Consider the following 25,540-nt stretch of genomic DNA (forward strand, 5'->3'; position numbering starts at 1 on the left):
AAAGACACCCCGGTACAGGGTGCCTTAAGATTTAATGGAAAGTTTGAAAATTGTGAAAAACAGGTCCTAGAGGACACCCTCGTTTTTAAGGCGGGTATAGTCCGCATCGGAAAGGCCGAGGACCTCCTGGGTGTGCTGTCCTAAAAGGGGCGCGGGAGCATCCACGCTACCGGGTGTTTCGGTCAGCTTAATGGGGCAGCCCTGGAAGTACATTTCCCCAATGGTGGGGTGGGTGCTGTGGACCATCATTTCCCGTGCCTGAAAATGGGGATGCTCAATGGCTTCCTTCATGTTAAGCACTGGACCGCAGGGGATGCCAGCCTCTGCAAAAATGGCTTCCAAATCAGCCTTCTTCTTATCGCTCACCCATCCTCTAATCAGATTCTGCAGGCCATTTTTGTAATTCTGACAGCGCAGATCATTGGTGGTGTACATGGGGTTATCCAGGAGATAATCCATCCCGATGACTTCGCAGAAAATACCAAAAAGCTTATCGTTGCCCACACCGATGGCAATATAACCATCTGCTGCTTCATAGATATCAAAGGGGGCGATGGAGGGGTCCACGTTTCCTTCCCGCTGGGGAATATAACCTGCCATGGTGGTTTTCACAATGGCATTTTCCAGTAGGGAGAAAATGGTATCAGCCATGGCCACATCGACCTGCTGGCCTTCACCGGTTTTTTCTCTGTGATACAGAGCCATCAGGGTCCCCACACAAAGGTAAATCCCCGTTACATTATCGGCGACTGAAGGGCCCACCTTTACTGGCGGTGTATCTTCAAAACCCGTCAGGTTGACCATACCACCCATGGACTGGGCGACAATATCGTAGCAGGGGCGATCCGATAAGGGACCGTATTGACCAAAACCTGAACCCGAGGCGTAAATAATCTTGGGATTAATAGCCTTTAACGTCTCATAATCTACCTTGAGCTTCTTGCTAACCCCAGCCCGGAAGTTTTCCACTACTACATCAGCGTCCCGAACCAGGTCATAAAAAATTTCCCGGGCCCGATCGTCCTTCAGGTTCATGGTGATTCCCTTTTTATTGCGATTCAGGAAGGCGAAAAAGCCGCTTTCACCGCTTTTTTCATCCATGGGTCCCCAGGTTCGGCATTGGTCGCCCTTGGGTGGCTCAATTTTAATGACATCTGCCCCATTATCCGCCAGCAGGGTGGTACAAAAAGGCCCGTTGTAAGCATGGGTCAGGTCCAATACTTTTAATCCAGTCAGTGCTTTCATCATAATTTCCTTTTCACCTCTTATTTTGGGATGGCGTATTCGAAGATGGCAGCTGTGGACAGCTGGGGATCTTCGATCATATCGATGGAACTTGGGAATTCCGGTTCAGCGGGGAGCTCGCACACTTTAAAGGAGCGCACTTCGATGATGGCTTTTCCATCCTCTTCTTTTAAAATCCGTCCGATGAATTCCATGTAGTCACCTGCGAAGCAAGGGACAAAAAGGCGAACCTTTTTAACCTTTGTGCAGCGGCTGACATTGCCGTAGGCCTTTGCCATCAGGCGATTAGCCAAGTCGTTCATATAAGTGATGGAGCGGGCACCGTTGACCACACCGCCACCGTAGAACACATCACGGTCCGACATTCTATATCTCATGGTTACTGTTTGTTCGTTCATCCTATGCCTCCTTCTTAATAATCGATTTCCCGCCAAGGATCCTTGACGTCGCCGCTGGGCTGATGTCCACGCTGGAGATCTTTCTTTACCACCAGGACAACGGTCCCTTCGGTGACGAGCTTGGGTTCATCAAAATAATGCATTTCCCCTGGTGCCGCATCGGTTTTTCCCATCCTGGAAGCAGGCGTGGCTACCTTATAACAAGCAATCCGGCAGGTTCTGGATGTTCCCCCTACCTTTAACATTTCTGCGGTAAAATCCATCATATCACCGACGTAGACATCTTCATACAGCTCGACATCACTATAACCCAGGCATAAAGATTCATCCCCATCATTTAAAATCATCAATTCAGTTTCAACATCACCGATAAAATCGAATTGACGGCCAAAGGGGACAATACCCTCTGGATTACCCGCATCCGCGGTGGTCATGTTGTAGCTTAAAAAAGCTTTTGTTCTTACACTCACAATAATTCCCTCCTGTTTGTTTTATTGGTTAAATCGCATTGCTTTCTGTGTTGTCTTAATAGTACGCCATCCCCTTTATATATAGTCAATTCCTAATTGAAAAATTTTTAACAATATTTTTGGTCAACACCCTCAAACTCTCCCTTCGGTAGAGTGTTTGTTTTTTCATAAAAAATCCCCGCCGTTGTAAAACGACGGGGGCTGGGTTAAGAGAAAATGTTTCCGCCGATAATCAGGCGCTGAATTTCGTTGGTGCCCTCGTAGATCTGGGTAATCTTGGCATCCCGGAACATCCGCTCTACGTGGAATTCCTTCATATACCCGCTGCCGCCCATCATCTGGACGCACTCGGTGGTCACATGCATGGCCAGATCGGTGCAGGCCAGCTTCGCCTTGGCCGCATCAATGGCAAAATCCTCCCCGGCATCCTGACGGCTAACGGCCTTGTAAAGGAGCAGTCTAGCCATATCGATGTCCACCTCCAGGTCTGCCATTCTAAAATTAAGGGCCTGGTGCTTGTGGATCGGTTTTCCAAATTGAATACGATCCTGCATAAAGGCGCGACAGGCTTCAAAGGCCCCCTGGGCCAATCCCAACCCCTGAGCTGCAACCCCCAAACGACCTGCATTCAGAGTCGTCAGGGCATAACGGAAGCCCTTTCCCTCTTCTCCAATCAGTCGATCCGCCGGGATATGGCAGTCCTCAAAGATGAGCTCCGATACCTGGGCACTGGCAATCCCACATTTATTTTCAATATGGCCAATTCGCACCCCAGGGGTCGTCTTTAAGTCCACTAAAAATGCGGACAACCCCTTAGAGCCTTTTTCGGGATCTGTGGAAGCGACTAAGAAGCAATAATCCGCAACGGGACCGTTCGTGATAAAGTGCTTCACGCCATTGATAATGTACTCATCCCCCACCTTCTCTGCTCGGGTTTTTGCGCCGCCAGCATCAGACCCAGTGTCGGGCTCCGTTAAAGCAAAGCATCCCAGAGCATCTCCACGGCAGAGCCGAGGCATACAGTGCTGCTGCTGAGCTTCATTGGCAAAGAGCATAATCGCCCCACCAAAGCCCGTGGTAGAAATGGAATAGGCAATTCCAAAGGACGAATCGACCTTGGATAGTTCCTCAATAATTAAAGTATAAGACAAGTAATCCCCACCCTGTCCCCCAACAGACGTCGGGTATTGGATCCCAATTAATCCTGCCTCTCCCAATTTTTTCACTAAGGACATATCGAAAGTCTTACCGTCGTCCCGATCAATGACGCCAGGAGCCAGCTCCTTTTCCGCAAACTCCCGGGCGACTCTCTGAATCATCTTCTGCTCTGCACTTAAATCAAAATTCATAATATTACCTCATCTGCTCATAATCTATTTCTTTTGCCAATGCGTGATTCCGGCCGGAAACCACCCAGTTTGGCTGTCGTAGAAAGGCCTAGGTGTACAGCATCCGCCCTCACCTTCCCATCCTAGTCATGAAACCGCCGTTTCATCAATAAGGGCAAGGACCTTTGACATACACCTGTTCCTTTCCACGATGAAGCCTCACTGGGATAATTTCATGATAAGGCCTCGACTCCGTATAATGTCAAGGGATAGATTTTCCTTTTATCTCTTTTATTTTACGCAGCTTTCCCAGACTCTCTTTTAGTCATACGGTTTATTGCGATTTCATATTCCAATCAATTAACAGGGCGTAAAAAAAACTGCCCTCATTGTGGCAGTTTTTTTACGTCCTGTGTTTTTCGATATTCTCGGACCATTTCCTGGAAACGGCTATTGTATTCAATGACATTTTCCACGCGCCTCTTGGTAAGAGAGGGAACAAAGGGTTTCGTAATATAATCATTGACACCAGAAGCTAACATATTGATTTGGAGGTCCTCCCGAGAATCCGATGAAATAATGATTACCGGGATATGAGCGGCCTGAGGCATGGCATTCTTTGCTTCAAGAAAGGTTTGACCATCCATCACTGGCATTATAAGATCCAATAGGATAATGGCAATGGAATCCGCATCTCGGGACAAAATATCTATGGCCTCCTGACCGTTGGATGCCGTCATAATCGTATAGTTTTCTTCAAAAAGTTCAGCTAAAATATCCTGACTAACCGCAGAATCATCAATGATCAGCATCTGATTACAGGGTACTTCTGAACCTTTTGCCTGTTTTAAAATCGTTTTTAATTCCCGTTCAATCTTACGTTCTGAGGTAACATCTGTAAAGGTTGCGCCAAAAATCTGATTTTCCGATTCTTTTTGAATCAGTTTAAGATGGATGTGATAATATTGGACATTCCCTTTTTCGGTAACACAAGAGCACTCACAATTGGCTTCCCCATCAGCACCGAGCGCTTCTTCAACCGCTTCGGAAAGTTTATCATATTCTACAGGTCCAAAAACAGTTAGTGGCGTTTGATCCGATCCAAACACCTGAAGATAAGCATTATTCATTCGCAGCGTATCTACCATACCATGCGCACGCTCTAAAATGGCATAAGGTACCGGGATACTTCTCAACAATAACCCCATCTCCGTCTCTGTCGACCATAACATTTCAAGTTCCGGGACATCGGTTTTGGTATGTGTCACTGAAGGCCCCGACTGATGACCTTCACGATTCATCGTCTTTTCAAAATCAGAAACTGGCATCGGTCGTGCAAAATAATACCCCTGGACATAACCACAACCAATACTCATGAGAAATTCAACCCGTTCACGGGTTTCCACGCCTTCAACCACCACTGGCATTCCTAACCATCCCGCCATTCGCGTAATCGAAGCAAGAATTTTTTCACTTTTGGTATTTTGAATATCCCTTGATAAAAATGCCATATCAATTTTTAGAATATCTACATCAGTATCCTTCAAGGTATTCAGGGATGAATATCCACTTCCAAAGTCATCCATCAGGATGGTAAATCCCCTTTTTCTCAACTGTTTAATGATGCTTTTCATCATCTCGGGGTTCGACATATAGGCACTTTCCGTAATTTCCAGCTGCAAAAGCGCAATGGGTATTTGGTATTTCTCCACTAAAGCCACTAAATCCTCAACGATACGAGGGTGATATAAACTAATGCGTGAAACATTAACCGAAACGGGAAGGACTGGATAGCCCTTGGTGAGCCACCGATGGATAATCTGACAAACCCTTTCCCACATATAATGATCCAGCCGAACGATGAAGCCATTTTTTTCAAAAACTGGTATAAATTCACCTGGTGAAATCATGCCCTGCCTGGGATGGCGCCAACGAACCAAGGCCTCAGATCCACTAATCGTTCGGTGCATCAAACTATACTTTGGCTGAAGATAAACAACAAATTCCTTTTTCTCAATTGCCTGGACCATATCACTGAGAATTTGCTGCTCTTTCACTCGTTTTTGATGGAGTGCATCCCCATAGAAGGCATAACAGATATCGTAACGCCCTTTACAATACCTTGCCGCTTCTGTTGCTCGGGTATAAATCTCTTCAATCTCTACAAGCCCCTCTGGAATAACACAAGCCCCAAAGATAATTTCCATACGATACCCTTGGCTAAAACTGGCAAATCCTTCGGCCGCTTTTTTCAAATTATTCTTTAAGGGCCACTCGTGATAGGGTGTACAGATACAAAAAACATCGGACTCCATCCGCCCATAGGTCGTTTTAGGTTCTGACTTGGCGTCCCGGGCAATGGAATTTCCAATTTCAATCAGCAGGGTATCCCCGGCCGCTTTACCAAAGGAGGCATTGTATAGGCTGAACTGCTTGATATCCATTCGAAGGAAGACAAAGGTTTCATCCGGATATTTGGAAAGCATCCTCTGGGTCTCTTCCATAAAATATCCACGGTTATAGATATTCGTCAGGGAGTCCCGCTTCACCAAATCCTGGATTCGCTCCATGAGTACGCTTTCCTTCCGGCCGATGATATTTTTCAACCGCATTCGTAAAATTTCGGCATCATAAGGTTTGGTAATGTAATCCCAGGCTCCCAGATGCAGGCATTGCCGTTCGAGCCGACTGTCTTGTTCCCCAGTGGCCACTAGAATAGGTATATTATTAAAACGACTTTCCTGACTAACCGCTCTGAGGAATTCCTCTCCATTGAGCCCCGGCAGCCATAAGTCCAGAATGACAGCCGATAGCTCCTGATAGCGTTCTTGAAAGAGCGCCATGGCCTCCAAACCATCCACTGCTTCAATTATTTCATATTCAGGGGTCAGAATTTTTCGTAGAATCTTTCGATTAATCCGGTTATCCTCCACCATCATAACCATCGGTTTTTCTCTCATTTTTTCCTCTGCCACGCCTACTCTGCAGGCTTTTTCTAAAAATAATCCGTTTGAATGGTCGCTGTACAAAAGGGTCTTCATCCAAGAAGACCCTTTTTCGTGCAGCTGGCTACCATCCAAACGGAAAAGGCCCTAAAGCTTTGCGTCACTACCTTTCAGTAGCTATGCCAAATAATATTTTCTTAAGTATAGCACTTTTTTTGCTGAATTGCAAACCTTTATCATATCGTCTGGTCAATAAAAATACTCCCATTTCCGGGAGTACTTTTACTCATTATGCTTTTAAACTGGCGATGATGGCCGGAATGACCTGATGTACATCCCCCACTAAGCCAACATGAGCCACATCAAAGATTGGTGCGTGTTCATCCTTATTGATCGCCACAATGGTGTCCGACTCGGACATCCCTGCCAGGTGCTGAATGGCACCGGATATCCCACAGGCAATGTAAAGCTTCGGACGGACGGTCACACCGGTTTGTCCCACCTGTTTATCCGGAGTGGTCCATCCTGAATCCACGCAGGCACGGGAAGAGGCTACTTCTCCACCAAGCTTTTCTGCCAGGGACTTTAATAATTCAAAGCCCTCCGGTCCGCCAATTCCCCGGCCACCGGATACGATAATTTCGGCTTCACCCAGGGGCACGCCGTGCCGGGCTTCCTCAACAATTTGAACCACCTTTGCCAGAATATCCCCTTCTGATAGATTGCCCTTGATGGTTTCAATGGCACAGGCATCCTCCTGATATTCAGCCTTCTGCATGACCCCAGGGCGTACGGTGGACATCTGGGGACGGTTATTGGGGCAGATAATGGTGGCCATGAGATGACCACCAAAGGCCGGACGGGTTTGGAGAAGTTTTTTGTCGGACTCATCCACATCCAGCACGGTACAATCGGCGGTCAGGCCTGTCCCGACCTTTGCAGCAATTCGAGGGGCTAAATCCCGGCCGATGGTTGTCGCGCCCACCAGAACAGCTTCCGGCTGGCGTTCTAATATCAATTCTCCAATGACCTTGGCGTAAGCATCGGTGGTGTATACCCCCAGTAAGGCATCCTCCACAAAGAGAACCTGATCAGCACCGTAATGGGCCAGAGCTTCGACCTCATCGGTCATTCCATCCCCCAGCACCACAGCGGTGAGGGTGGTGCCAATCTTATCCGCCAGCTTCCGGCCTTCTCCTAAAAGCTCAATGGAGACGCCCATGGTTTTACCACGACGTTGTTCTGTGATAACCCATACACCCTTCCACTGACTAAAATCCAGGCCTCGGTTTACTTTTGCATTTGACATATTGTCACCCCTCCTATACCAGGTTTTCCTTCTTCATTTCGTCCATGAAGATCGCAGCCAATTCTCCAGGGGTTCCCATAAATTTCTCCCCGTGGAATTCCTTGACTGGTACAAAGCTTTTGTGCACATTGGTTGGGGAATTCTTCACCCCAATCTGGGTGGCATCCACATCAATATCCGCCATGCTCCAGAATCGGATGGGCGCATCCGGGCTATAGGCCTCGTAAATGCGGCGCATCCGGGGATAGCGGGGGGTATTCAGCTCTTTAATGGTCGTTAAGAGTACTGGCAGAGGGCAACTAATTTCGTAATGTCCATCCTCCGTCGCCCGTTCAACCAATACGGCCTCCTCCGTCACCTGAATTTTTTTCGCATAGGTAATCTGGGGGAGATCCAGGAATTCGGCAATCTCTGGCCCTACCTGGGCAGTGTCCCCATCAATGGCCTGACGGCCACAGAAAATCAAATCATAATCCCCGATTTTCCGGAGGGCAGCACTCAGAATAGTTGCGGTGGCCCAGGTATCCGATCCGGCAAAGGCCCGATCTCCTAAGAGGATGGCTTCATCGGCACCCATGGCCAAGGCCTCTCTTAGGGCATCTGCTGCCTGGGGTGGCCCCATGGACAACACAGTAACATGAACATCATCCCGGCTATCTTTGATGCGCAGGGCTTCCTCAATAGCATTTTTGTCATCCGGATTGATGATGCTGGGCACCCCATCACGGATCAGGGTCCCTGTCTCTTTATTGATCCGGACCTCATTGGTGTCCGGCACTTGTTTCGCACATACGATTATTTTCATCACGACTCCTGCCTTTCCTACTTCAGAATATTGGATGCGATGACGACCTTCATAATTTCAGAGGTCCCCTCGTAAATTTCAGTGATTTTGGCATCCCGATACATCCGTTCCAAGGGGTAATCCTTCATATAGCCGTACCCCCCGTGGATTTGCAGGGCTAAATTAGTGACTTCTCTGGCCACTTCAGAGGCATGGAGCTTGGCCATGGCAGCTTCGGTGGTGAAGCTCTCTCCTCTATTTTCAAGATCGGCCGCTCGGTAAGTCATCCACCTGGCCGATTCCAATTTTGTCTTCATTTCTGCTAAATACCACTGGATTCCCTGAAGGTTTGCAATGGGTTTCCCAAACTGTACCCGCTCCTTGGCGTATTGGATGGATAACTCCAAGGCACCCTGGGCAATGCCCAGCCCCTGGGCTGCTGTCCCAATACGGGCGCTATCCAGGACCATCATGGCGTATTTAAAGCCCTTCCCCATTTTACCCAGGATATTGGCTTTAGGTACCCGGACATCGGTGAAAATAAGTTCCGCTGTCTGGGAGCCCTTGATCCCCATTTTATCTTCGATTTTCCCGATCTCAAAACCGGGAGTATCCCCTTCAACGATAAAGGCGGTTAATCCCTTAAGTCCCTTTGCTGGGTCGGTTTGGGCAATAATGGTATAAATGGAAGCAATTCCTCCACCGGTGATAAAGCACTTGGTGCCATTTAAAATATAATCATCACCATCCGCCACTGCCGTGGTCTGTACGCGGGAAGCATCGGAGCCTGCTCCAGGCTCTGTCAGGGCAAAGGCTCCCAGCTCTCCCCCAGCCAGCAGGCGGGGCAGATAAGCTGCCTTTTGATCCTTATTCCCAAAGCGATTAATGAGCCAGGGGGTTACCCCGTGGATGGAGAGCATGGCTGCCTGGGTAGCACAGACCTTGGCGATTTCCTCAACGGCAATCACTTCAGCCAATTTATCCTCTCCGGAACCACCATATTCTGCTGGAAAGCCCAATCCGGTGATGCCGCATTCCGCCATGGCCTTGAAGGAATCCATGGGAAATTCTCCCGTTTTATCGATCTCCTCCGCCCGGGGCTCGCAGACCTCACTGGCGAATTGGGAGACCACCGTTTTAATCATCTGTTGTTCAGGTGTGAAACGAAAATCCATATAAAATCTCCTCGTATAAAATTAAAGGGGCTGCCCCTTTAAAAGAAAGGTCATTATCAAGGGAGTGTCACTCGGATGATAATGACCTTTTTGATTAGCCGGTTAAATTAAAAACTACTCAGCGTCGCACTTCAGAATGGCATTTAACAGGACGGAAGCCCCCTGGGTACATTGCTTTGCGGAGGTAAATTCCGGTTCGCAGTGGGAATGACCATCCTTAGAAGGTACAAAGATCATGGTGGTAGGCATCATATATGCTGCAAACTGAGCATCGTGGCCAGCACCGGAGTTAATCCTCTGGTTGCTGTAGCCCAATTCCTTAACCGCATCCTGGACATAGCCCACCAGGGTTTCATTGAAATACACCGTATCCCGGGTCCAGGCCACATCGTAATCCACCTTACACCCAACGATTTCTTTAGGCATATTCTTAATAACATCAACCACCTGCTCAATGACCTTGGGATCTTCGTGACGGGCGTCAATGGAGAAATCCACAAAGTCCGGAATAACGGTATGCACATTGGGATGACACAGAATTTCACCGGTGGTGTACACCAGATCGGCATCCAGGTGATCCAGCTCATCGTGGAGGTATTGCAGAATCTTAGCCGAAGCGTACAGGGCATCCTTCCGGTATTTCATGGGTGTGGTGCCGGCATGATCAGATTGACCATAGGTCCGAATACGGTAGTTGATCATTCCCAGAACACAGGTCACTACGCCGATATCCTTGCCTTCCGCTTCCAGAATTGGGCCCTGTTCAATATGGAGTTCAAACATGGCTTTATAATCCTTTGGATTCAGGCGATTGGCCTTTTCTCCCTTGTAACCCGAAGCATCCAGGGCTTCCCCAAAGGTTTTCGTCTTATCCAGCACCGATTTAGAAGCCAGCATATCCTCATGAATAAATTTCACCTTAATATCATCCGGCAGGTAATCATTACAGATAACCCCTGAAGACATCATTGCCGGTGGATATAAGGAACCCTCTTCATTGGTCCAGATCATCGCAGTGATATCGTGCTTGTGGGGAATCTTTTCAGCAGCGATGGTCTCTAATACTTCCATAGCGCCCATGACCCCTAAGATCCCATCGTAGTTCCCACCGTTTTTAACGGAATCACAATGGGAGCCAGTGACAATGGCCGGCAGTCCTTCTTCAGAACCCTTTAATGTTGCGTAGATATTGCCCATATCATCCGTCTTAATTTCCGCACCAACAGCCTGCATCCGACGAACGAATTCGCCTCTGGCCTTCAGGGCTTCAGGGGATAAGGAGTAACGGGTAATCCCACCGTGTCCTGCATCTCCAAAGGTGCTCATGGTCGAAATCTTATCCTGCATTCTTTCTTCACTGCAAGTATACATACTATAAAACCCTCCTTGAAAATTTGTTAGAATTTGTATTTGTTAACTCTATAACGATGTTGATAAGCCTATTATAATGGCTAATCCTAATGAAAGGTAAAGGGCCTTTCCCAATTATTTTAACTTTTTTAACTGTAAAAACCTGTAACCCTCAGGTCGGGGCAGGGTTGGTTATCCGAGCACCGCACTGCGCTTCCAAATCCCCGACCGCTCATAGATCAAGGCCGGCAAAATGGACACGCTGGTGGAAATCATCAAAATCCAATAAATACCAATAATCCCCACCAAGGGTCCCAGGAAATAGAGCAGGGAGATGCGCACAACAATGCAATTTAGAAAAGAATTGATGGACACAAATAATGTATGTCCCGCCCCAATGGCCAGGGCATGGTACATATAAAAAATGGAGAAGAACCACTGTCCCATAATTTCAATGCGCAAATTAGTCACTGCTACCCGGACCACCGTTGTATCCTGGGTAAACACCCCAGCCAGGACCGGTGCTGCCACCTCCACGAGTAATATGGTAATGGTCGCCATGGCAATATCCAAACCCATGGCCGTCCGCAGCACCTGCCGTGTCCGCGGAATGTCCCCGGCGCCCAGGCATTGGGCAATCATGCTGGAGGTCGCCGTCATCATGGCCGTTATCAGGAGTTGGCAAAAATCCCGGATTTTCGCACTGATACCATAGCCCGCCACCACGTCCGCACCGTAGCCGTTAATCACGGCAAGGACATACAGCCAGGATACGGCAATGATGGCCTGCTGGAAGGCAATGGGCAGGCTAAGGCGGATAATGGCCCAGATTCTCGGGCCATCCCACACCAGCCATCGCCGCTCCAAACCATAAAAGGAACCCTTGGGCAAGGCGTAAACCAAAAGAATGGTCAAAAAGGCCACCCCCTGAGCCAGCACCGTTGCAATGGCCGCACCGTATACACCCCAGCCAAATCCCCCTACAAATAAAAGATCTAAGAGGACATTGGCCCCGGAGGCCGCCATAATGCAGTAAAAAGGCCCCTTGGATTCCCCCACTCCCCGGAGGATGGCACTCAGGGCATGATACCCAAAGATGGGTAAAAACCCAATGGCGGATAACCGGATATACCCCACCGCCTCTGCCGATTCCTGGGCCCCCAAAAGCCGGATCATGGGACCGGCCAGGGCATACAGCCCAAAGGTAAACACTACCCCCAGTACCAGGCTGAATACGCACAAAGCCCCTGCCGACGCCTTGCGCTCATCGGCCTGTCCACTGCCAAAATGCCGTCCCACCAGTACATTGCCCCCAACGGTCATGGCAATGGCGATCTGGGATAAAAACCCCACCACCTGCCCGGCATTGGTCACCGCCACAATCCCTGTGCTCCCCACAAACTGGCCCACGATCATCAAATCCACAATGCTGTACAGAGCCTGGAGCGCATTGATAGCAATGAGCGGCACCGCATAGCGAATAAGCTGCGGTGCCACCGCCCCCCGGGTCAAATCATTTCCGTTCATAATCCCTCTCTGTTCTTCCCCATTTTAAAACCTAAAAATCCCTCCCCTTTGGGGGAGGGTCTTTCATCTTTAAACTATTTCCGCGGTGAACGCTTGACGTATTCTCCGAGGCCAGGGGCACCGACGAATTCGCCATCATCATACACCAGGTTTCCACGAACAAAGGTCTTTACCGGATAGCCATGGAGCTGCTTTCCTTCCCAGATGGTATGATCGCAGTCTGAATGCATGGACTCCACACTGATGGTAAAATCCTTATCCTTATCATAAATAACAATATCTGCATCCTTCCCCACGGTTAAGGAACCTTTGCTGTCACAGCCAAAGATCCGTGCGGGGTTAGTGGCACAAAGTTCAACCACCCGCTCAAAGCTCAGCTTACCTGAACCAGCGGCATCAAGCATATAGGGATAGAGATTTTCAATCCCCGAGCAGCCGTTGGGAATCTTGGTGAAGTCATCCTTACCCCAATCCTTCTCGTAGCTTTGGAAGGGGCAGTGGTCCGTGGCCACAGTGTCAATCATGCCGTTTTGCAGGGCTGTCCACAGAGCATCCTGACTTTCCTGACCCTTGATGGGTGGGGAGCACACAAAGTTACGGCCGTCCTCACGCTTATACACATCACAGGTGAATTCCAGATACTGGGGACAGGTTTCCACAAAGACATCCGCCCCTTCTTCTTTTGCTGCAATGCAGGCCTCCAGGCCTTCCTTATCTGCCATATGGACAATATACAGCGGTGCTTCCAGGTGGCGTGCCCAATGAACTGCCCGCTTATCGGCTTCTGCCTCTACAAATTCCGGACGGCTGAGGTAATGATACCAGGAGCTGGTCTTCCCCTCTGCCAGGAAGTTCTCCACATTCATATCGATAAGATCCGGGTTTTCGGCATGGACGTTAATCATCGCACCCAACTCCTTAGCTCGAAGCATCAGCCGGGCCAAAGTGGCATCATCCACCATCATCCCTTCTTTTTTATAGACCAGAAAGCATTTAAAGCTGGTGATTCCCTGGGCCACCGCCTCTTCCATTTCTTCCAGAATCGCCCCATCATTTAAGTTGGTGATACAGCAGTGCATGGCATAATCCACACAAGCTTCCTTTTCCAGCATTTCCTTTTTAGAGTTCACCAAACCGATGATGGTATCTCCGGTCTTTTGTACCGGATAATCGAAAATGGTAGTTACGCCGCCACAGGCTGCTGCACGGGTTCCGGAAAAATAACTATCAGAAGAAACCGTCCCGCCAAAGGGCATTGCCAAATGGGTGTGGACATCCAGGGCTCCGGGCAGGACCAGCTTACCTTCCACATCGTAGACGACAGTGGCATCATCTTCTGCCAAATTTTGGCCAATGGCGGCAATCTTGCCGTTTTTAACGGCAAGATCTGCTTTAACCATATCGGTGGTCGTCACGATGGTCCCATTTTTAATCAGCATATCATATTGTTTCATGGGTTAACCTCTTTTATTTGAATCTATCTTATTATAACCGATTTAGAGATAATGTTCCTTTAATTTGATTTCGTGCTCGGCTTCGCCTTCCTTTAAGACCAGCTTACCTGGCAGGATACAATCCATCACAGGACAGACATTCAGGCACAGGTGACAGCCCACGCATTTATCATCCAGAATTTTTGGTACACGGGTCTCTTCGTCAAAGGTAATGGCTTGATGTCCACCGTCAAAGCAGGAAACATAGCAGCGGCCACAGCCCACACATTTGTCTTCATCAATAACCGGCAGGCTTTTGTAGGAACGGTCAAGATCATCTGCCCCAACAATGTTCGGCAGTGCCAGACCAACCATATCCTGGAGACGTTCGAAGCCATGGTCTTCCATAAAGTGGGAAAGGCCAGAAATCATATCCTCGACAATGCGGTAACCATACTGCATGATCGCAGTGGTGACCTGGAGGTTTTCACACCCCAGAAGGATAAAGTCCAGGCAGTCCCGCCAGGTTTCAATCCCACCCATACCGGTCATTGGTACATCCTTTAAGATGGGGTCGTGCTTCATATCAGAAATAAAGCGCAGGGCGATGGGCTTAACCGCAGCTCCGGAATAACCAGAAACCGAAGATTTTCCGTTCACTACAGGCATCCCGGTCATATTATCCACATCAATATTCGTGATGGATTTCACGGTATTAATGGCAGCAATTCCCTTGGCACCCCCTTCAATGGCGGCAATGGCAGGGATTTCCATATTCCCAATATTCGGTGTCATTTTAGCAATGACAGGAACATCGGTGGCCTTGGAAACGACCTCACAATAATGTTTTACCAATTCAGGGTTTTGTCCAACATCAGAGCCCATGGTGGAGGAGGTCATCTGAGGACAGGAGAAGTTACATTCGATGAGATCTACCCCAGCCTTGGTGACTTCCTTGGCCAGGAATTCCCATTCTTCATCAGAACTCCCCATGATGGAAGCCACAATCACCTTATTGGGATAGTCTTCCTTTAAACGACGCATATATTCAAAGTTAAGTTCATTGGGCTTATCGGAAGTCATCTCCATGTTCTTGAAGCCGGTCCAAGGGGTCCCTTCCTTTGTGGCAATATCGAAACGGGGTGAACATTCATTGGGGATGAACACCGAGATGGATTTGTAATAAATCCCACCCCAGCCTGCTTCGAGTGCTTTGGCGCACATTTCATAGTTGCTGCCCACGGGAGATGAGGACAGGAAAAAGGGATTTTCACAATGTACTCCCATAAAGTCGATTGATAAATCTTTTGTTAATGCCATAATTTGTTCTCCTTCCTCTAATTATCCCAGGTAATTTACAATTTCAGCTGCAGCGGCCTTACCGTCGGCCACAGCCTCTACCACGGTTGCACCTTTGCCATCTTTCATATCTCCGCCAACGAAGACACCATCGCCAAAGGCGATCCCTTCAAAGGCAGCTTCCAGTTCCTGACCAATGGCAAAGACAACCATATCTGCCTTTAAGGTCATTTCAGATTCGCCATCCCGGCCTACGGTCTTGAGGAAGGTTACCTTGCCATCTTTCCCCAGGATTTCAGCGGGTGCAAATTGGGTAAACATAGGAATGCCCATGCTCTGGACCAGTTTGACCTCTTCGATATCTGCCGGTGCTTCTTCAATGGTTCTCCGATAAACGATGGCAGCATTCTTAGAGCCTAATTGCTTGGCGGTGGTCACACAATCCATAGCCACATCTCCGCCGCCGATGACCAATACATTTTCCGGCAATTCTGTTACGACACCCGTTCTTGCTTTTTCCAGGAAGTCAATGGCACCAACAACCCCGTCTAAATCTGTCCCAGGGAGATCTACCATTTTCGCCTGCCACAGGCCGATGCCCATAAACACAGCATCGTATTCTTTTTTAAGGGTTTCCAGCCGTGCCCCGTCGACGGTTTCGCCAAAGACGAAGTGCACACGGGTTTTTTCGATGGTTTCAATGTCGAAGTCCACCACTTCCTGGGATAAACGGGAGGGTACGATCCCATAGGACAACACACCGCCAGCCTTTTCCTTGGCTTCAAAGACGGTGACATCATAGCCTAATACCGATAGTTCTCTGGCACAGGTTAAGGAGGCAGGACCAGCCCCGACACAGGCCACTTTTTTGCCATTCTTTGCCGCCGGTGTTAAAAATTCCATGCCCTGTTCTTTTTCCTGTTCAACCAGGAAGCGCTGGATTTTCCCAATATTAATGGGCGTATCAATGCCACAGCGGCTGCAGGCTTCTTCACAAAGCTTGCCATAGGGGCAAACCTGGGCGCAGCTTCCAGCTAAGGCATTGTTTTCACGGATGGTTTCGGCCGCACCCTTTATATTTCTAAACCGCAGGGAGCGAATAAATTTGCCAGGATCGGTACCTGCCGGGCAGCCCTTGCTGCACGGGGCATCATGGCACAGGAGGCAGCGGGAAGCTTCCTCCATGGCCCGGCGATAATCATAACCCTTTTCAATTTCTTGCGCATACGATTTTTTTAAAACATCACTCATATTGATACTATCCTTTCTCTCTCGCTCAATTTAAAATCAACTTTAATGGAATGTTAACCCTCAATATGTTCTGGCTCATCAGGGAGCACCTGGGCCAATACCCAATCCTCTTTTTCATCCTTTTTATGCATAAACCGCTTATAAATGTAGCGTCCGAGGTAATCACTTCCCAGACCAACCAAATTACCAAGCAGTAAGCAAATAACGAGCAGCTGCCAGTTTCCTCCCGTTGCAAAGGCAGAAAACCCACCCATGAACGTACAGGGAACGACCCTGGTTAAATCGATGTGTGCCAGGAAACAGATCACCCAAGTAAAGAATCCTGTACAAATGGCACTGAAAATCCATCCATTGGAGATCATCACACTTAAAGAAATGATGGTACAACCAATGAGTACCCCAGCGTAGTTACTACACATTGAACGAATAAAACCATTACGTCCACAGCCCGCAGTAAAATACGAGGTACAACCCACAAATCCAACCCAACCCGCTATGAGTGTTGGGGCAATAATGCTGAAATATGTGCTGAACCCAGCCCAAATTCCACAAACAATGCCACTACCTAAGGCACTTGCCATAATGTAACCAAATCCCATAATACACCCTCCTTGATTTTTTCTGACTTGGTATAAACCTATTGTATTGTATCCATTGGGGTGCAAGTAAACCCTTAATTTTTCGTTTTAAGAATTTTTTTGACTATTTTTTAACGATATTTCCCCAACTCTCCTGCTACATAATTGTAATTTTCATGGAAATATCTGCTTAAATTGTTGTTTTTGTGCAATATTACAAACATTTGTCTTCTTATCAAAGACGACACCCCTTAAATTGATATTGATAGCCTTTTTCGAAAATCCCTTCCCATCCCTCCACCTACCCGAGTGTTTGATTTGAAATGCTGACCCTCTCCCTTGAACCGCATCCATTTACAGTGATGCCATGTCGTAGTGGCGCGAAAAAAAGACCAATCCAGCGATCTCTGCTGGCTTGGCCTTCGCGTTTTACTTTTTCTCGACTGGCACAATGATTTTCGTCACGTGCTCTTCCTTATTATTAATGTCAATGGGGGAAATGATAAACTCCTCAGTGGCAGGTCCCACAACTTCATAGCCACCTTCCTCAATCCAACGTTTTAAACCGATATAGGTTTTAAAAATGGTGTCGTAATCCCCGACATGAATACCCGTCGCTGCTGTAAAGCCCCCATACTTGTGAATCTTTTTATGGTTTCGTTCCCCAGGCTCCACCTGGATACTGAATTCCAAATCACAATCCGTGGCCAGTAGCTGGCCTAAAAGCTCTGTATAATAGGTTACGAAGATGGGACCACAAACCTTTAAGTTGTTTTCCCGGGCTTCTTCATTCACAGCGATCCATCGCTCGAGATTAACTTCTTCATTTTTATAGGATTCAATGACCTTCCGGTCTCCATAAAGATAGATTTCCGGGATATCCTGGAGCGCATAGCCATCCTGCCCCTCACCCTTTTGTCCTTCTAACAAAACGGTTCCTTTTTGAATCCTGGCAGCGAAAATCTCTGTTTCCTCGTGGATCTTTTGGAGCTCGGCAATCTCCCCAGCCAGCTGGTTAAGCTTGCTGTCAATCAATACCTTCAGCTCTGTCGCCGTATTTTCATCAACGATTTTCTTTATATCCTTAAGGCCTAAACCAATGAGGCGTAACTGGCGTATGATAAACCCCGTTACCAATTGATTTGCGCTATAGTATCGATAATTGCTTTTTTCTTTCCTGAGGCTCGGCACCAGTAACTTGATTTCATCATAATATCTTAGGGTCTGGATGGGTATTTTACAAATCTTTGCCGCTTGGCCGATGGAATAATACTTAACCTTTTCCATGGTTCTTCCTCCCCGCTTTCTTTAGATATTGTCAACTCATGCCTTTTCCAACCCTGTTATTCTATCATAACCGCCTCAATATTTCTCCCTTTTTTTTGATTTCATCCCCTTCTATTCGGGTTCGCACTTGCTTATGCATCAATGAGCTGATCCTGGAGCTTTCTTAGCTGGACAACCAGGCTATCGTGGTTCAGTTCCACATCCGCATAGGTGATGATTTCTCCAGCCGCCTTGGGTACAAGCAGCTTTGTCTGGGCATCCACCAGCCCCATGGGCAGTGCCCCCATGGCATCGGATTCCGTGGCCGCCATAATGGTCCCACGGATCGTATATCCCCCGATGCCATCAAAGATTTCACCCGGAATCAAATCCTTTTTGGCCACCGTCACGACCTCAGCCATGCGGCCGCAGCTGGGCACAATGGTGGGCTCATGATCAATCACGGCTTTAGCAATGGAGGATGGCGTTTCTACGCTGGTTAAGTGGAAGGGGCGGTACAGGGCATAATTAGGCCCATCCCCCATTTCAATATATTTCAAGGTCGCCATAATATCTGGTTCATCGGTGCTGCAGATCACAAAGACCCCAGGGGCAACGCCGTTGATATATTCCACCACCCCATAGCGATTAAGGACACCGCCTTCGCTTTTCAGGCTGAGTACCTGGGGCAGATGCTTCGCATCACTCTCAGCACCATGGCCCCCCACCACATCCGGGATAAAACCCGTGGCGTTAGCCATGGCGGCCATTTCCACCATGGTTTTAGTGCCATCTTTAAAGGCGCAAATCATCCGTGGGCTGGCACCTTTAACCTCTGCGATTTCTTTAACCGATTCCGGGGTGCAATCCAGGATAACCGGATTATTTTTTCCTTTCCCCACAACCCGAACCTCAAAGCCTAAAGAATCGGCCAGGTCAAAAAGCTCCATCACAGCGCCTGGCTCATCCCCAGCACTGCCCGTGTAAACCACCCCGGCATTCTGGGCCATTTTATAAAGGATATGTCCAATGCATACATCGGTCTCTACGTTGAGCATGACGATATGCTTGCCGTGGTTGATGGCATCCATGGCAATTTTAGCCCCAGCTTCTGGAACACCCGTGGCATCCACTGCACAGTCCAGGGTGGCACATTTGGTGGCCAATTCGTCATTGAGGGTTCCAACAAATTTACCCTCTGCCAAAATGCGGTTTCCCTCTGCCACAGTATCCGCCAGTTCATAATCCTGACCTTCTTTATAACCAGCCCGTGCAAAGGCTGCTTTAACAGCCCCAAGCTTATGGTCCACCACCACTGCCGGGCGCATCCCTTTCATCCTGGAAATCTGACCAACCAGGGTGATGCCCATTTGTCCCATCCCCACAATGCCAACTTGAATGGGATTTCCCTCAGCCTCACGTTTCCTCAGCTTATGACTGACATTAATCATTTTTTTACCTCTCTTTTTTCAAATGTAAAATTAAAAGATTGTTTTCTTAAGTCTGTTTGTATTATACTGCATTTTGCATGAAAATTCGACCATTGTTATTTCCTTAACATGATGAATTAAGAAAATACTCAGAACAAAAAAGGAACCATCCCAATGATGGCTCCTAAAATTTTTATTTTTTCTTTTCTTCCTGTTCCCATTCCTTGTATACCCGGTAGGGTTTGGTGATCACCCGGTAGGGCAGGGATTTAATAAAGCCATTGAGATCCGCCTGCATTTCCTTAGTCATCCGCCCGGGCTTACTCATGACCCGGTCGACGAAGTCCTCTTTAAAATGGGCCTGAATATACTCTTGGTTAATTTGAATCGCCATGCCACACTCCGTGCAGGTGATTCGATGAATTTGGCCATCCCGATATTCGATTTTATGGTCTGTATCCTTGTCACAATTCAAGCAGAACAGATACGCATCCATATTCGTCTTCGACATCATAATCTCCTAATTTGGGGACACATTGCTTCCCAGTAAATCCTTCACAACGGTGGCGGCAATGAGTAATCCAGCCGCCCCGGGCACAAAGCTCATACTGCCCGGGGGCGTTACCTTTATGGATGGCTCTTCCCGGGAATAGACGACCTTGACCTTTTTAATCCCCCGAAGCTTAAGCTCCCGACGCATCACCTTGGCCAAGGGACACACACTGGTTTTTTCAATCATCGCCACTTCAAAACGGCTTGGGTCCATCTTATTCCCTGTCCCCATGCAGGAAATCACAGGTGTCCCCTTCCGATGGCATTCTTCAATAATGGCCAGCTTAGCCGTCACCATATCCACCGCATCGATGGCGTAATCGTAATTCTCAAGACCAAAGGTCTGGATATTTTCCGGGAGGACACAGGCGGAAAGGGCCTGAACATCCACCGCTGGATTAATTTCCCGGTATCGGGCTGCAGCGACAGCTACCTTTTCCTCTCCAATGGTGGTATGCAGGGCAATGAGCTGCCGGTTGAGGTTCGTTTCATCCACCACATCCTTATCCACAAGGGTCATATGACCGATGCCAGAGCGTACCAGGGCCTCGGACACATAGGAGCCAACGCCGCCAAGGCCAAAGAGGATCACCCGGGCGGACTGGAGGTGTTTGATTCCCTGGCTGCCAATGATTTTTTCGGTTCTTGCAAATTGGGTGATCATGGCCTCTTCCTTTCTTGCCGATAGTGCTAACCGTCGATTCTCAACAAACGCCTTGCTTTTATTCGCTCCGTGCTTCGCACTGCGCTCACGCAAGGCTGTTAGCATACGTGCTACATGTGATCCGGAGCTTCTACCCCAAGGATACCCAGAACGTTTTTGAGGACCTGGCGAGTGGATAAGACCAAGGCCAGACGGGCCTTCATCAACGCCACATCTTCTACCCGAACGCGGCAGGCGTTGTAGAAGGTGTGGAAGGCGGAGGCCAAATCGATGGCGTATCGGGTAATCCGGCTGGGATCGTTCTTATCTTCTGCCACAACGATGGCACCCGGCAGATCTGACAGCATTTCCATCAGATCCATTTCTTCCTTGGCCGTCAATAAGGTTAAGTCAGCAGCGGCCGCATCCGTCACATTCCCTTCCATTTGACGGAGAATGCTGCAAATCCGAGCATGGGCATACTGCACATAGAACACCGGGTTTTCATTGGATTCCTGAATCGCCAGATCCAAATCGAAATCAAAGTGGCTGTCCGGTGAGCGCAAGTTAAAGAATACCCGGGCCGCGTCTACACCAACCATATCTAAAAGTTCGGTCAGGCCGATAGCCTTCCCCTTCCGCTTGGACATCCGTACCGGCTCCCCATCCTTCACCAGGCGCACCAACTGCATAATGACAATGTGCAGACGGTCTGGATTGACCCCGGCGGCTTCCATGGCGGCCTTCAGTCGCGCAATGTGGCCGTGATGGTCCGCTCCCCAGACATTGACACTACGGTCGAATCCCCGGGTGATGAGCTTATTTAAATGATAGGCGATATCCCCCATAAAGTAGGTGGGCAAACCGTTCTGGCGGATGAGGACATCGTCCTTCTCACAGCCATAATCTGTGGTTTTAAACCAAACGGCACCATCTTCTTCGTATACCGCCCCCCGATCCTTGAGGGTCTGTAGTGCCGCTTCAATTTCCCCATCATCGTAGAGGCTCTGCTCGGAGAACCAAACATCGTAGTCCACCCCATAAGTATTCATATCCTCGTGCATTTTTTTAAGGTTTTTTTCCAGGGCGTATTCCACAAAGACAGCCTTACGTTCTTCCTCCGGCATCTCTAAAAGTACCCGACAGGCCTCTGCACCACCTTTTGCGTCAATGTACTCTTCCATGTGTACCTGGATATCCTTCCCCTGATAGCCATCCTCCGGGAAGGGAAGATCTTCCCCTAAAAGCTGTCTAAAACGGACGTCCAGGGATTGTCCAAATTTTGCAATTTGATTCCCCGCATCATTAACATAGAATTCCCGGGTGACATCATAGCCCGTCCAAGCGGCTATCTCAGCTAGAATATCACCAATGGCTCCTCCTCGGGCATTTCCCATGTGCATGGGTCCCGTGGGATTAGCGGAAACAAATTCAAGATTATAGGTTTTTCCGGCATGACCTTGGGTCTTCCCGTAATCCTCCTGCATCTCTTCGATTTCCAGTACGGTTTCATAGTGCCATTCCGGTTTTAGTTTGAAATTAATAAATCCCGGACCGGCAATATCCACCTCTGCTACATAGGAATCATCAATATCCATATGACGCAGAATGGCTTCGGCAATAAATTTCGGTGCCTTTCGGGCTAACTTGGGAAGCTGCATGGCAATATTGGTGGAATACTCTCCATACTCCCGTTCCCGGGGAACCTCCAATTGGATTTCCGGTAATGCCTCTACATTGAAATCCCCCGCTGCAACGGCCTGATCCACCGCCTTCTGGATGAGACTTTTTATTTCTTCCTCAACCTTTTCTCTGATATACATATTCTTGCAAATCCTCCATCTCTTCGCTTGTCTTAAAAGCAAGCACGAGCAGACTCATTGTCTGCCCGTGCTTATTTATCTTTATGAAACCGGACAACTACTGATTTCAATATTAATTCGATTGCTGGTATTTGAAATTCCCTTAATCTCCAGATCATAGTCTACTTTGACACTCACAGGCGCTTCCTGATCATTGTAGACTACATCGATCTCCTTGGTGAAAATTCCCATGGAAATATCCCCATAGGGTGTGGAGTACATGGTGAGGTTGTGCTTGCCTTGCTCAAATTCCATAATCGAGTTCACCGAGCCCAGGCGGATGACGGATACCTTATCACCATTCACTCGAACGGTGGTGGTCGTTCCACCCATACCGGCCATTTCAGATTCCTCATAACTCAGGCACGTTGCCCCTTGTTCACGGTAATAGTCTCCTTCAGTCAGGAATACAGCATCATCACCCACAACATCTTCACTTCCATAATTGCCCTTAATGGACAGCCAAACCTTTTGTCGTTCTGGCATCATCTTACTCACCTCCTGTTCCTTTTGTTTAGATAAGCGTATATTCTGTGTCACGCTTTCGTCCCGCTGAACAAATAATTTTTTCTACCAGTTCAGCGTAATCCATTCCCATATTTTCCCACATCTTAGGATACATACTGATATTTGTGAACCCGGGGAGGGTATTCACCTCGTTTATGATGATTTCGCCAGATCCTCGGGTAACAAAGAAATCCACCCGGCTTAAGCCTGAGCCATCGATGGCTTCAAAGGCAATGGCGGCATACTCCCGAACTTTATTTAACAAAGCCTCAGAAATCGGTGCCGGGATAATCACTTCTGAATCCTGATCATCCGAATACTTTGCTTCATAATCATAGAATTCCTTGGAGGCAACGACTTCACCGGGAATGGTGGTCTTAATGATCCCTTCATCCTCCAGCACTGCACATTCAATTTCCCGACCATCGATAAAGGCTTCCACCAGAATTTTCTGGTCATAGCGCAGGGCTTCGATAATGCCTGCCACCAGCTCATCCTGGTTGTGGGCCTTACTGATGCCAACGCTGGAGCCCATGTTTACCGGTTTGACAAAGGCCGGATAACCAAGCTTTTCTTCAATTTTGGTCAAGATGGCATCCTGATTCTGATCCCATTGTCGTTTTTTAAAGCACACATAGGGTGTCACCGGGATTCCCGCTGATTCAAATAATATTTTGGAGACGACCTTATCCATCCCCACTGAGGAGGCCAGGACGCCACAGCCCACGTAGGGCTTCCCCATCATTTCAAAGACACCCTGGATGGTGCCATCCTCTCCCATCGGGCCATGGAGGATGGGATAAAAGATATCGATCCCCGTTATCTCTGGATCGTGAAAGAGGGAAAATTCCTTTTTCAGGTTTTCGTCATCCTGTTCCCAGGAGCCATCTTTAATACGGGTGTAAGGCCCCTTGTAAATCATCCACACCCCCTGTTTGGTGATGCCAATACAAGTGATGTCATATTTTGCTGTATTAATAACCTGTAATACATTATAGGCTGATACCCTGGAAACCTCATGCTCTCCGGATTGACCGCCGAATACCACACCTAATTTTATTTTATTTTCCATAAATGCCTCCTGATTCAGTGGTTTTTCTGGTAAGCTCTCTTCAGTCATAACAGTGATGCCCTTTTCCTCAAGCAACGCCGCGGTGATTCCGATCCCCTTGACCAAAGTCCCGGAAAAAGAACCGTCATAAATCTGCCCATAGCCACAGGATGGACTTTTTGCCTTTAAAACAGCCTTCTGGCACCCGTGTTTACGGGCCAAGGCGAAGGCATATTGGGCTCCTTCAACAAAGGGTAAAGTACAATCTTCATTTTTAACATTATACACTTTTTGTCCATCACTTACCATCATTATTTCACATGGAAAGCGGGGTGTTGGCAGACCACCCGCCTGTTCCGGGCACACCGGAATCGCCCGCCCCTCCTGAACCCATTTGATCACCTGGGGGTGAGGATTAGCCCGGCCATCATAGCGACAGGGCTCTCCGGCCAGACAGGCGCTGACCAAAATTTTTTCACTCTTTTTCATCAAATCATCCATAAATGTATCATACCATAAAAAAGCAGATACCAACATAATTTGTCAGTATCTGCCATCATTTATTTAACAATATAAATTGGTGCTGCCCCTGGGCTTAGCGATCAAAGAAAATGGATTTGCCACTGGTTGAAAGGGGAATCCCCATAATCATGGTAACATCTGCTCCCAGGTACCCTAGGGATTTTGCTGCCATACCAATGGAAAACATAATCCGATTATCGATGCGGGCATCCCCTGCCACCGATACCGCAGAACCGATGGCGATTCCCAGGTCCATGGGATCATACACACAGACCCCATCCGCTTTTTGGCACTGGGCGCAGTCCTCATAGTGGCACAGTTGACAGGCTTCATTGAGCCCCCGCTTCCCCTCCCGGGTTCCGATGAGCACCACTGCTGCACTCAATTCCACATTTTTTCCATCCCGGATAAAGCTGGGTTTGTCCTGGGCTTCCCCCAATCGCATCATTTCTGCCACCAGCTCACCCTTTTCCGTATCGGTGATGACGGCAGTCTCAATATAATCGATACCCCGGGCCTTGGGCGCAGTCCGGGCGGCAGCGCACATGGCATTAGCAGTCATCATGACCGCAGCAACTTCTGCTTTTTCAGATTTTACAATCATTTTATTTTCCT

Annotated in this window: 22 protein-coding genes, 1 pseudogene and 1 riboswitch; all 23 genes and pseudogenes read right to left on the reverse strand. The window is 48.3% G+C overall.

Features of this window, described 5'->3' with window-relative positions; genetic code table 11:
• Window positions 1-66: 66 nt before the first annotated feature.
• The 23 genes and pseudogenes from BLW33_RS06615 to BLW33_RS06720 all read right to left on the reverse strand — a co-directional run bounded on the left by BLW33_RS06615 (window position 67) and on the right by BLW33_RS06720 (window position 25,529).
• Entirely contained in the window at window positions 67-1,248 is a 1,182-nt protein-coding gene (locus BLW33_RS06615) for a CaiB/BaiF CoA transferase family protein (protein WP_242911616.1), read from the reverse strand.
• 17 nt (window positions 1,249-1,265) lie between these two features.
• Window positions 1,266-1,643 (reverse strand): hotdog fold domain-containing protein, encoded by a 378-nt coding sequence (locus BLW33_RS06620; protein WP_090306691.1) that lies wholly within the window; start codon window positions 1,641-1,643, stop codon window positions 1,266-1,268.
• A 14-nt stretch (window positions 1,644-1,657) separates the two neighbouring features.
• Window positions 1,658-2,113 carry a beta-alanyl-CoA:ammonia lyase gene (locus tag BLW33_RS06625; RefSeq protein ID WP_176770883.1) on the reverse strand — a complete coding sequence of 152 codons (456 nt, stop codon included), beginning with the start codon at window positions 2,111-2,113 and terminating at the stop codon, window positions 1,658-1,660.
• Window positions 2,114-2,319: 206 nt separating this feature from the next.
• On the reverse strand, window positions 2,320-3,462 hold the full coding sequence (locus BLW33_RS06630) for an acyl-CoA dehydrogenase family protein (protein WP_090306693.1): 1,143 nt from the start codon (window positions 3,460-3,462) through the stop codon (window positions 2,320-2,322).
• Window positions 3,463-3,827: 365 nt separating this feature from the next.
• Window positions 3,828-6,401 (reverse strand): EAL domain-containing protein, encoded by a 2,574-nt coding sequence (locus tag BLW33_RS06635; protein WP_176966651.1) that lies wholly within the window; start codon window positions 6,399-6,401, stop codon window positions 3,828-3,830.
• 97 nt (window positions 6,402-6,498) lie between these two features.
• Window positions 6,499-6,580, reverse strand: a riboswitch (cyclic di-GMP riboswitch).
• A 95-nt stretch (window positions 6,581-6,675) separates the two neighbouring features.
• Window positions 6,676-7,695 carry an electron transfer flavoprotein subunit alpha/FixB family protein gene (locus BLW33_RS06640; protein WP_090306699.1) on the reverse strand — a complete coding sequence of 340 codons (1,020 nt, stop codon included), beginning with the start codon at window positions 7,693-7,695 and terminating at the stop codon, window positions 6,676-6,678.
• Window positions 7,696-7,708: 13 nt separating this feature from the next.
• Window positions 7,709-8,500 (reverse strand): electron transfer flavoprotein subunit beta/FixA family protein, encoded by a 792-nt coding sequence (locus BLW33_RS06645; protein ID WP_090306703.1) that lies wholly within the window; start codon window positions 8,498-8,500, stop codon window positions 7,709-7,711.
• Window positions 8,501-8,517: 17 nt separating this feature from the next.
• Window positions 8,518-9,654, reverse strand: a complete 1,137-nt coding sequence (gene acrC / locus BLW33_RS06650) for an acryloyl-CoA reductase (RefSeq protein WP_090306706.1) — start codon at window positions 9,652-9,654, stop codon at window positions 8,518-8,520.
• A gap of 114 nt (window positions 9,655-9,768) precedes the next feature.
• On the reverse strand, window positions 9,769-11,025 hold the full coding sequence (locus tag BLW33_RS06655) for a Zn-dependent hydrolase (protein ID WP_090306708.1): 1,257 nt from the start codon (window positions 11,023-11,025) through the stop codon (window positions 9,769-9,771).
• A 171-nt stretch (window positions 11,026-11,196) separates the two neighbouring features.
• A complete protein-coding gene (locus BLW33_RS06660; protein WP_090306711.1) occupies window positions 11,197-12,531 on the reverse strand; it encodes an MATE family efflux transporter in 1,335 nt (444 codons plus the stop codon).
• A 74-nt stretch (window positions 12,532-12,605) separates the two neighbouring features.
• Window positions 12,606-13,985: a dihydropyrimidinase gene (gene hydA / locus BLW33_RS06665; RefSeq protein ID WP_090306713.1), complete on the reverse strand. Its 1,380-nt coding sequence runs from the start codon at window positions 13,983-13,985 to the stop codon at window positions 12,606-12,608.
• Between the two features lie 42 nt (window positions 13,986-14,027).
• The gene (preA, locus tag BLW33_RS06670) at window positions 14,028-15,284 is read right to left on the reverse strand and encodes an NAD-dependent dihydropyrimidine dehydrogenase subunit PreA (RefSeq protein ID WP_090245647.1); all 1,257 of its coding nucleotides are present in this window, start codon (window positions 15,282-15,284) and stop codon (window positions 14,028-14,030) included.
• A gap of 21 nt (window positions 15,285-15,305) precedes the next feature.
• A complete protein-coding gene (locus tag BLW33_RS06675; protein WP_090306715.1) occupies window positions 15,306-16,514 on the reverse strand; it encodes an FAD-dependent oxidoreductase in 1,209 nt (402 codons plus the stop codon).
• Window positions 16,515-16,567: 53 nt separating this feature from the next.
• Window positions 16,568-17,113 carry a DUF1097 domain-containing protein gene (locus tag BLW33_RS06680; protein WP_090245651.1) on the reverse strand — a complete coding sequence of 182 codons (546 nt, stop codon included), beginning with the start codon at window positions 17,111-17,113 and terminating at the stop codon, window positions 16,568-16,570.
• 408 nt (window positions 17,114-17,521) lie between these two features.
• Entirely contained in the window at window positions 17,522-18,379 is an 858-nt protein-coding gene (locus BLW33_RS06685) for a MerR family transcriptional regulator (protein WP_090245653.1), read from the reverse strand.
• A 131-nt stretch (window positions 18,380-18,510) separates the two neighbouring features.
• Window positions 18,511-19,809, reverse strand: coding sequence for an NAD(P)H-dependent oxidoreductase (locus BLW33_RS06690; RefSeq protein ID WP_090306718.1), 1,299 nt, complete (start codon window positions 19,807-19,809; stop codon window positions 18,511-18,513).
• Window positions 19,810-19,981: 172 nt separating this feature from the next.
• The gene (locus BLW33_RS06695) at window positions 19,982-20,299 is read right to left on the reverse strand and encodes a bh protein (RefSeq protein WP_090306722.1); all 318 of its coding nucleotides are present in this window, start codon (window positions 20,297-20,299) and stop codon (window positions 19,982-19,984) included.
• A 9-nt stretch (window positions 20,300-20,308) separates the two neighbouring features.
• Window positions 20,309-21,004 carry a tRNA threonylcarbamoyladenosine dehydratase gene (locus BLW33_RS06700; RefSeq protein ID WP_090306725.1) on the reverse strand — a complete coding sequence of 232 codons (696 nt, stop codon included), beginning with the start codon at window positions 21,002-21,004 and terminating at the stop codon, window positions 20,309-20,311.
• Between the two features lie 110 nt (window positions 21,005-21,114).
• Window positions 21,115-22,806 carry an arginine--tRNA ligase gene (gene argS, locus BLW33_RS06705; RefSeq protein ID WP_090306728.1) on the reverse strand — a complete coding sequence of 564 codons (1,692 nt, stop codon included), beginning with the start codon at window positions 22,804-22,806 and terminating at the stop codon, window positions 21,115-21,117.
• An 81-nt stretch (window positions 22,807-22,887) separates the two neighbouring features.
• The gene (locus BLW33_RS06710; RefSeq protein WP_090245660.1) at window positions 22,888-23,334 is read right to left on the reverse strand and encodes a YwiB family protein; all 447 of its coding nucleotides are present in this window, start codon (window positions 23,332-23,334) and stop codon (window positions 22,888-22,890) included.
• A gap of 25 nt (window positions 23,335-23,359) precedes the next feature.
• Window positions 23,360-24,424 carry a D-alanine--D-alanine ligase family protein gene (locus BLW33_RS06715; RefSeq protein ID WP_242911619.1) on the reverse strand — a complete coding sequence of 355 codons (1,065 nt, stop codon included), beginning with the start codon at window positions 24,422-24,424 and terminating at the stop codon, window positions 23,360-23,362.
• 48 nt (window positions 24,425-24,472) lie between these two features.
• Window positions 24,473-24,940, reverse strand: a pseudogene (locus BLW33_RS14615) (2-thiouracil desulfurase family protein); the annotation flags it as partial.
• Between the two features lie 58 nt (window positions 24,941-24,998).
• Window positions 24,999-25,529 carry a ferredoxin domain-containing protein gene (locus tag BLW33_RS06720; RefSeq protein ID WP_090306735.1) on the reverse strand — a complete coding sequence of 177 codons (531 nt, stop codon included), beginning with the start codon at window positions 25,527-25,529 and terminating at the stop codon, window positions 24,999-25,001.
• Window positions 25,530-25,540: the final 11 nt, after the last annotated feature.

Source organism: Eubacterium aggregans, from assembly GCF_900107815.1.
Taxonomy (GTDB): domain Bacteria; phylum Bacillota; class Clostridia; order Eubacteriales; family Eubacteriaceae; genus Eubacterium_O; species Eubacterium_O aggregans.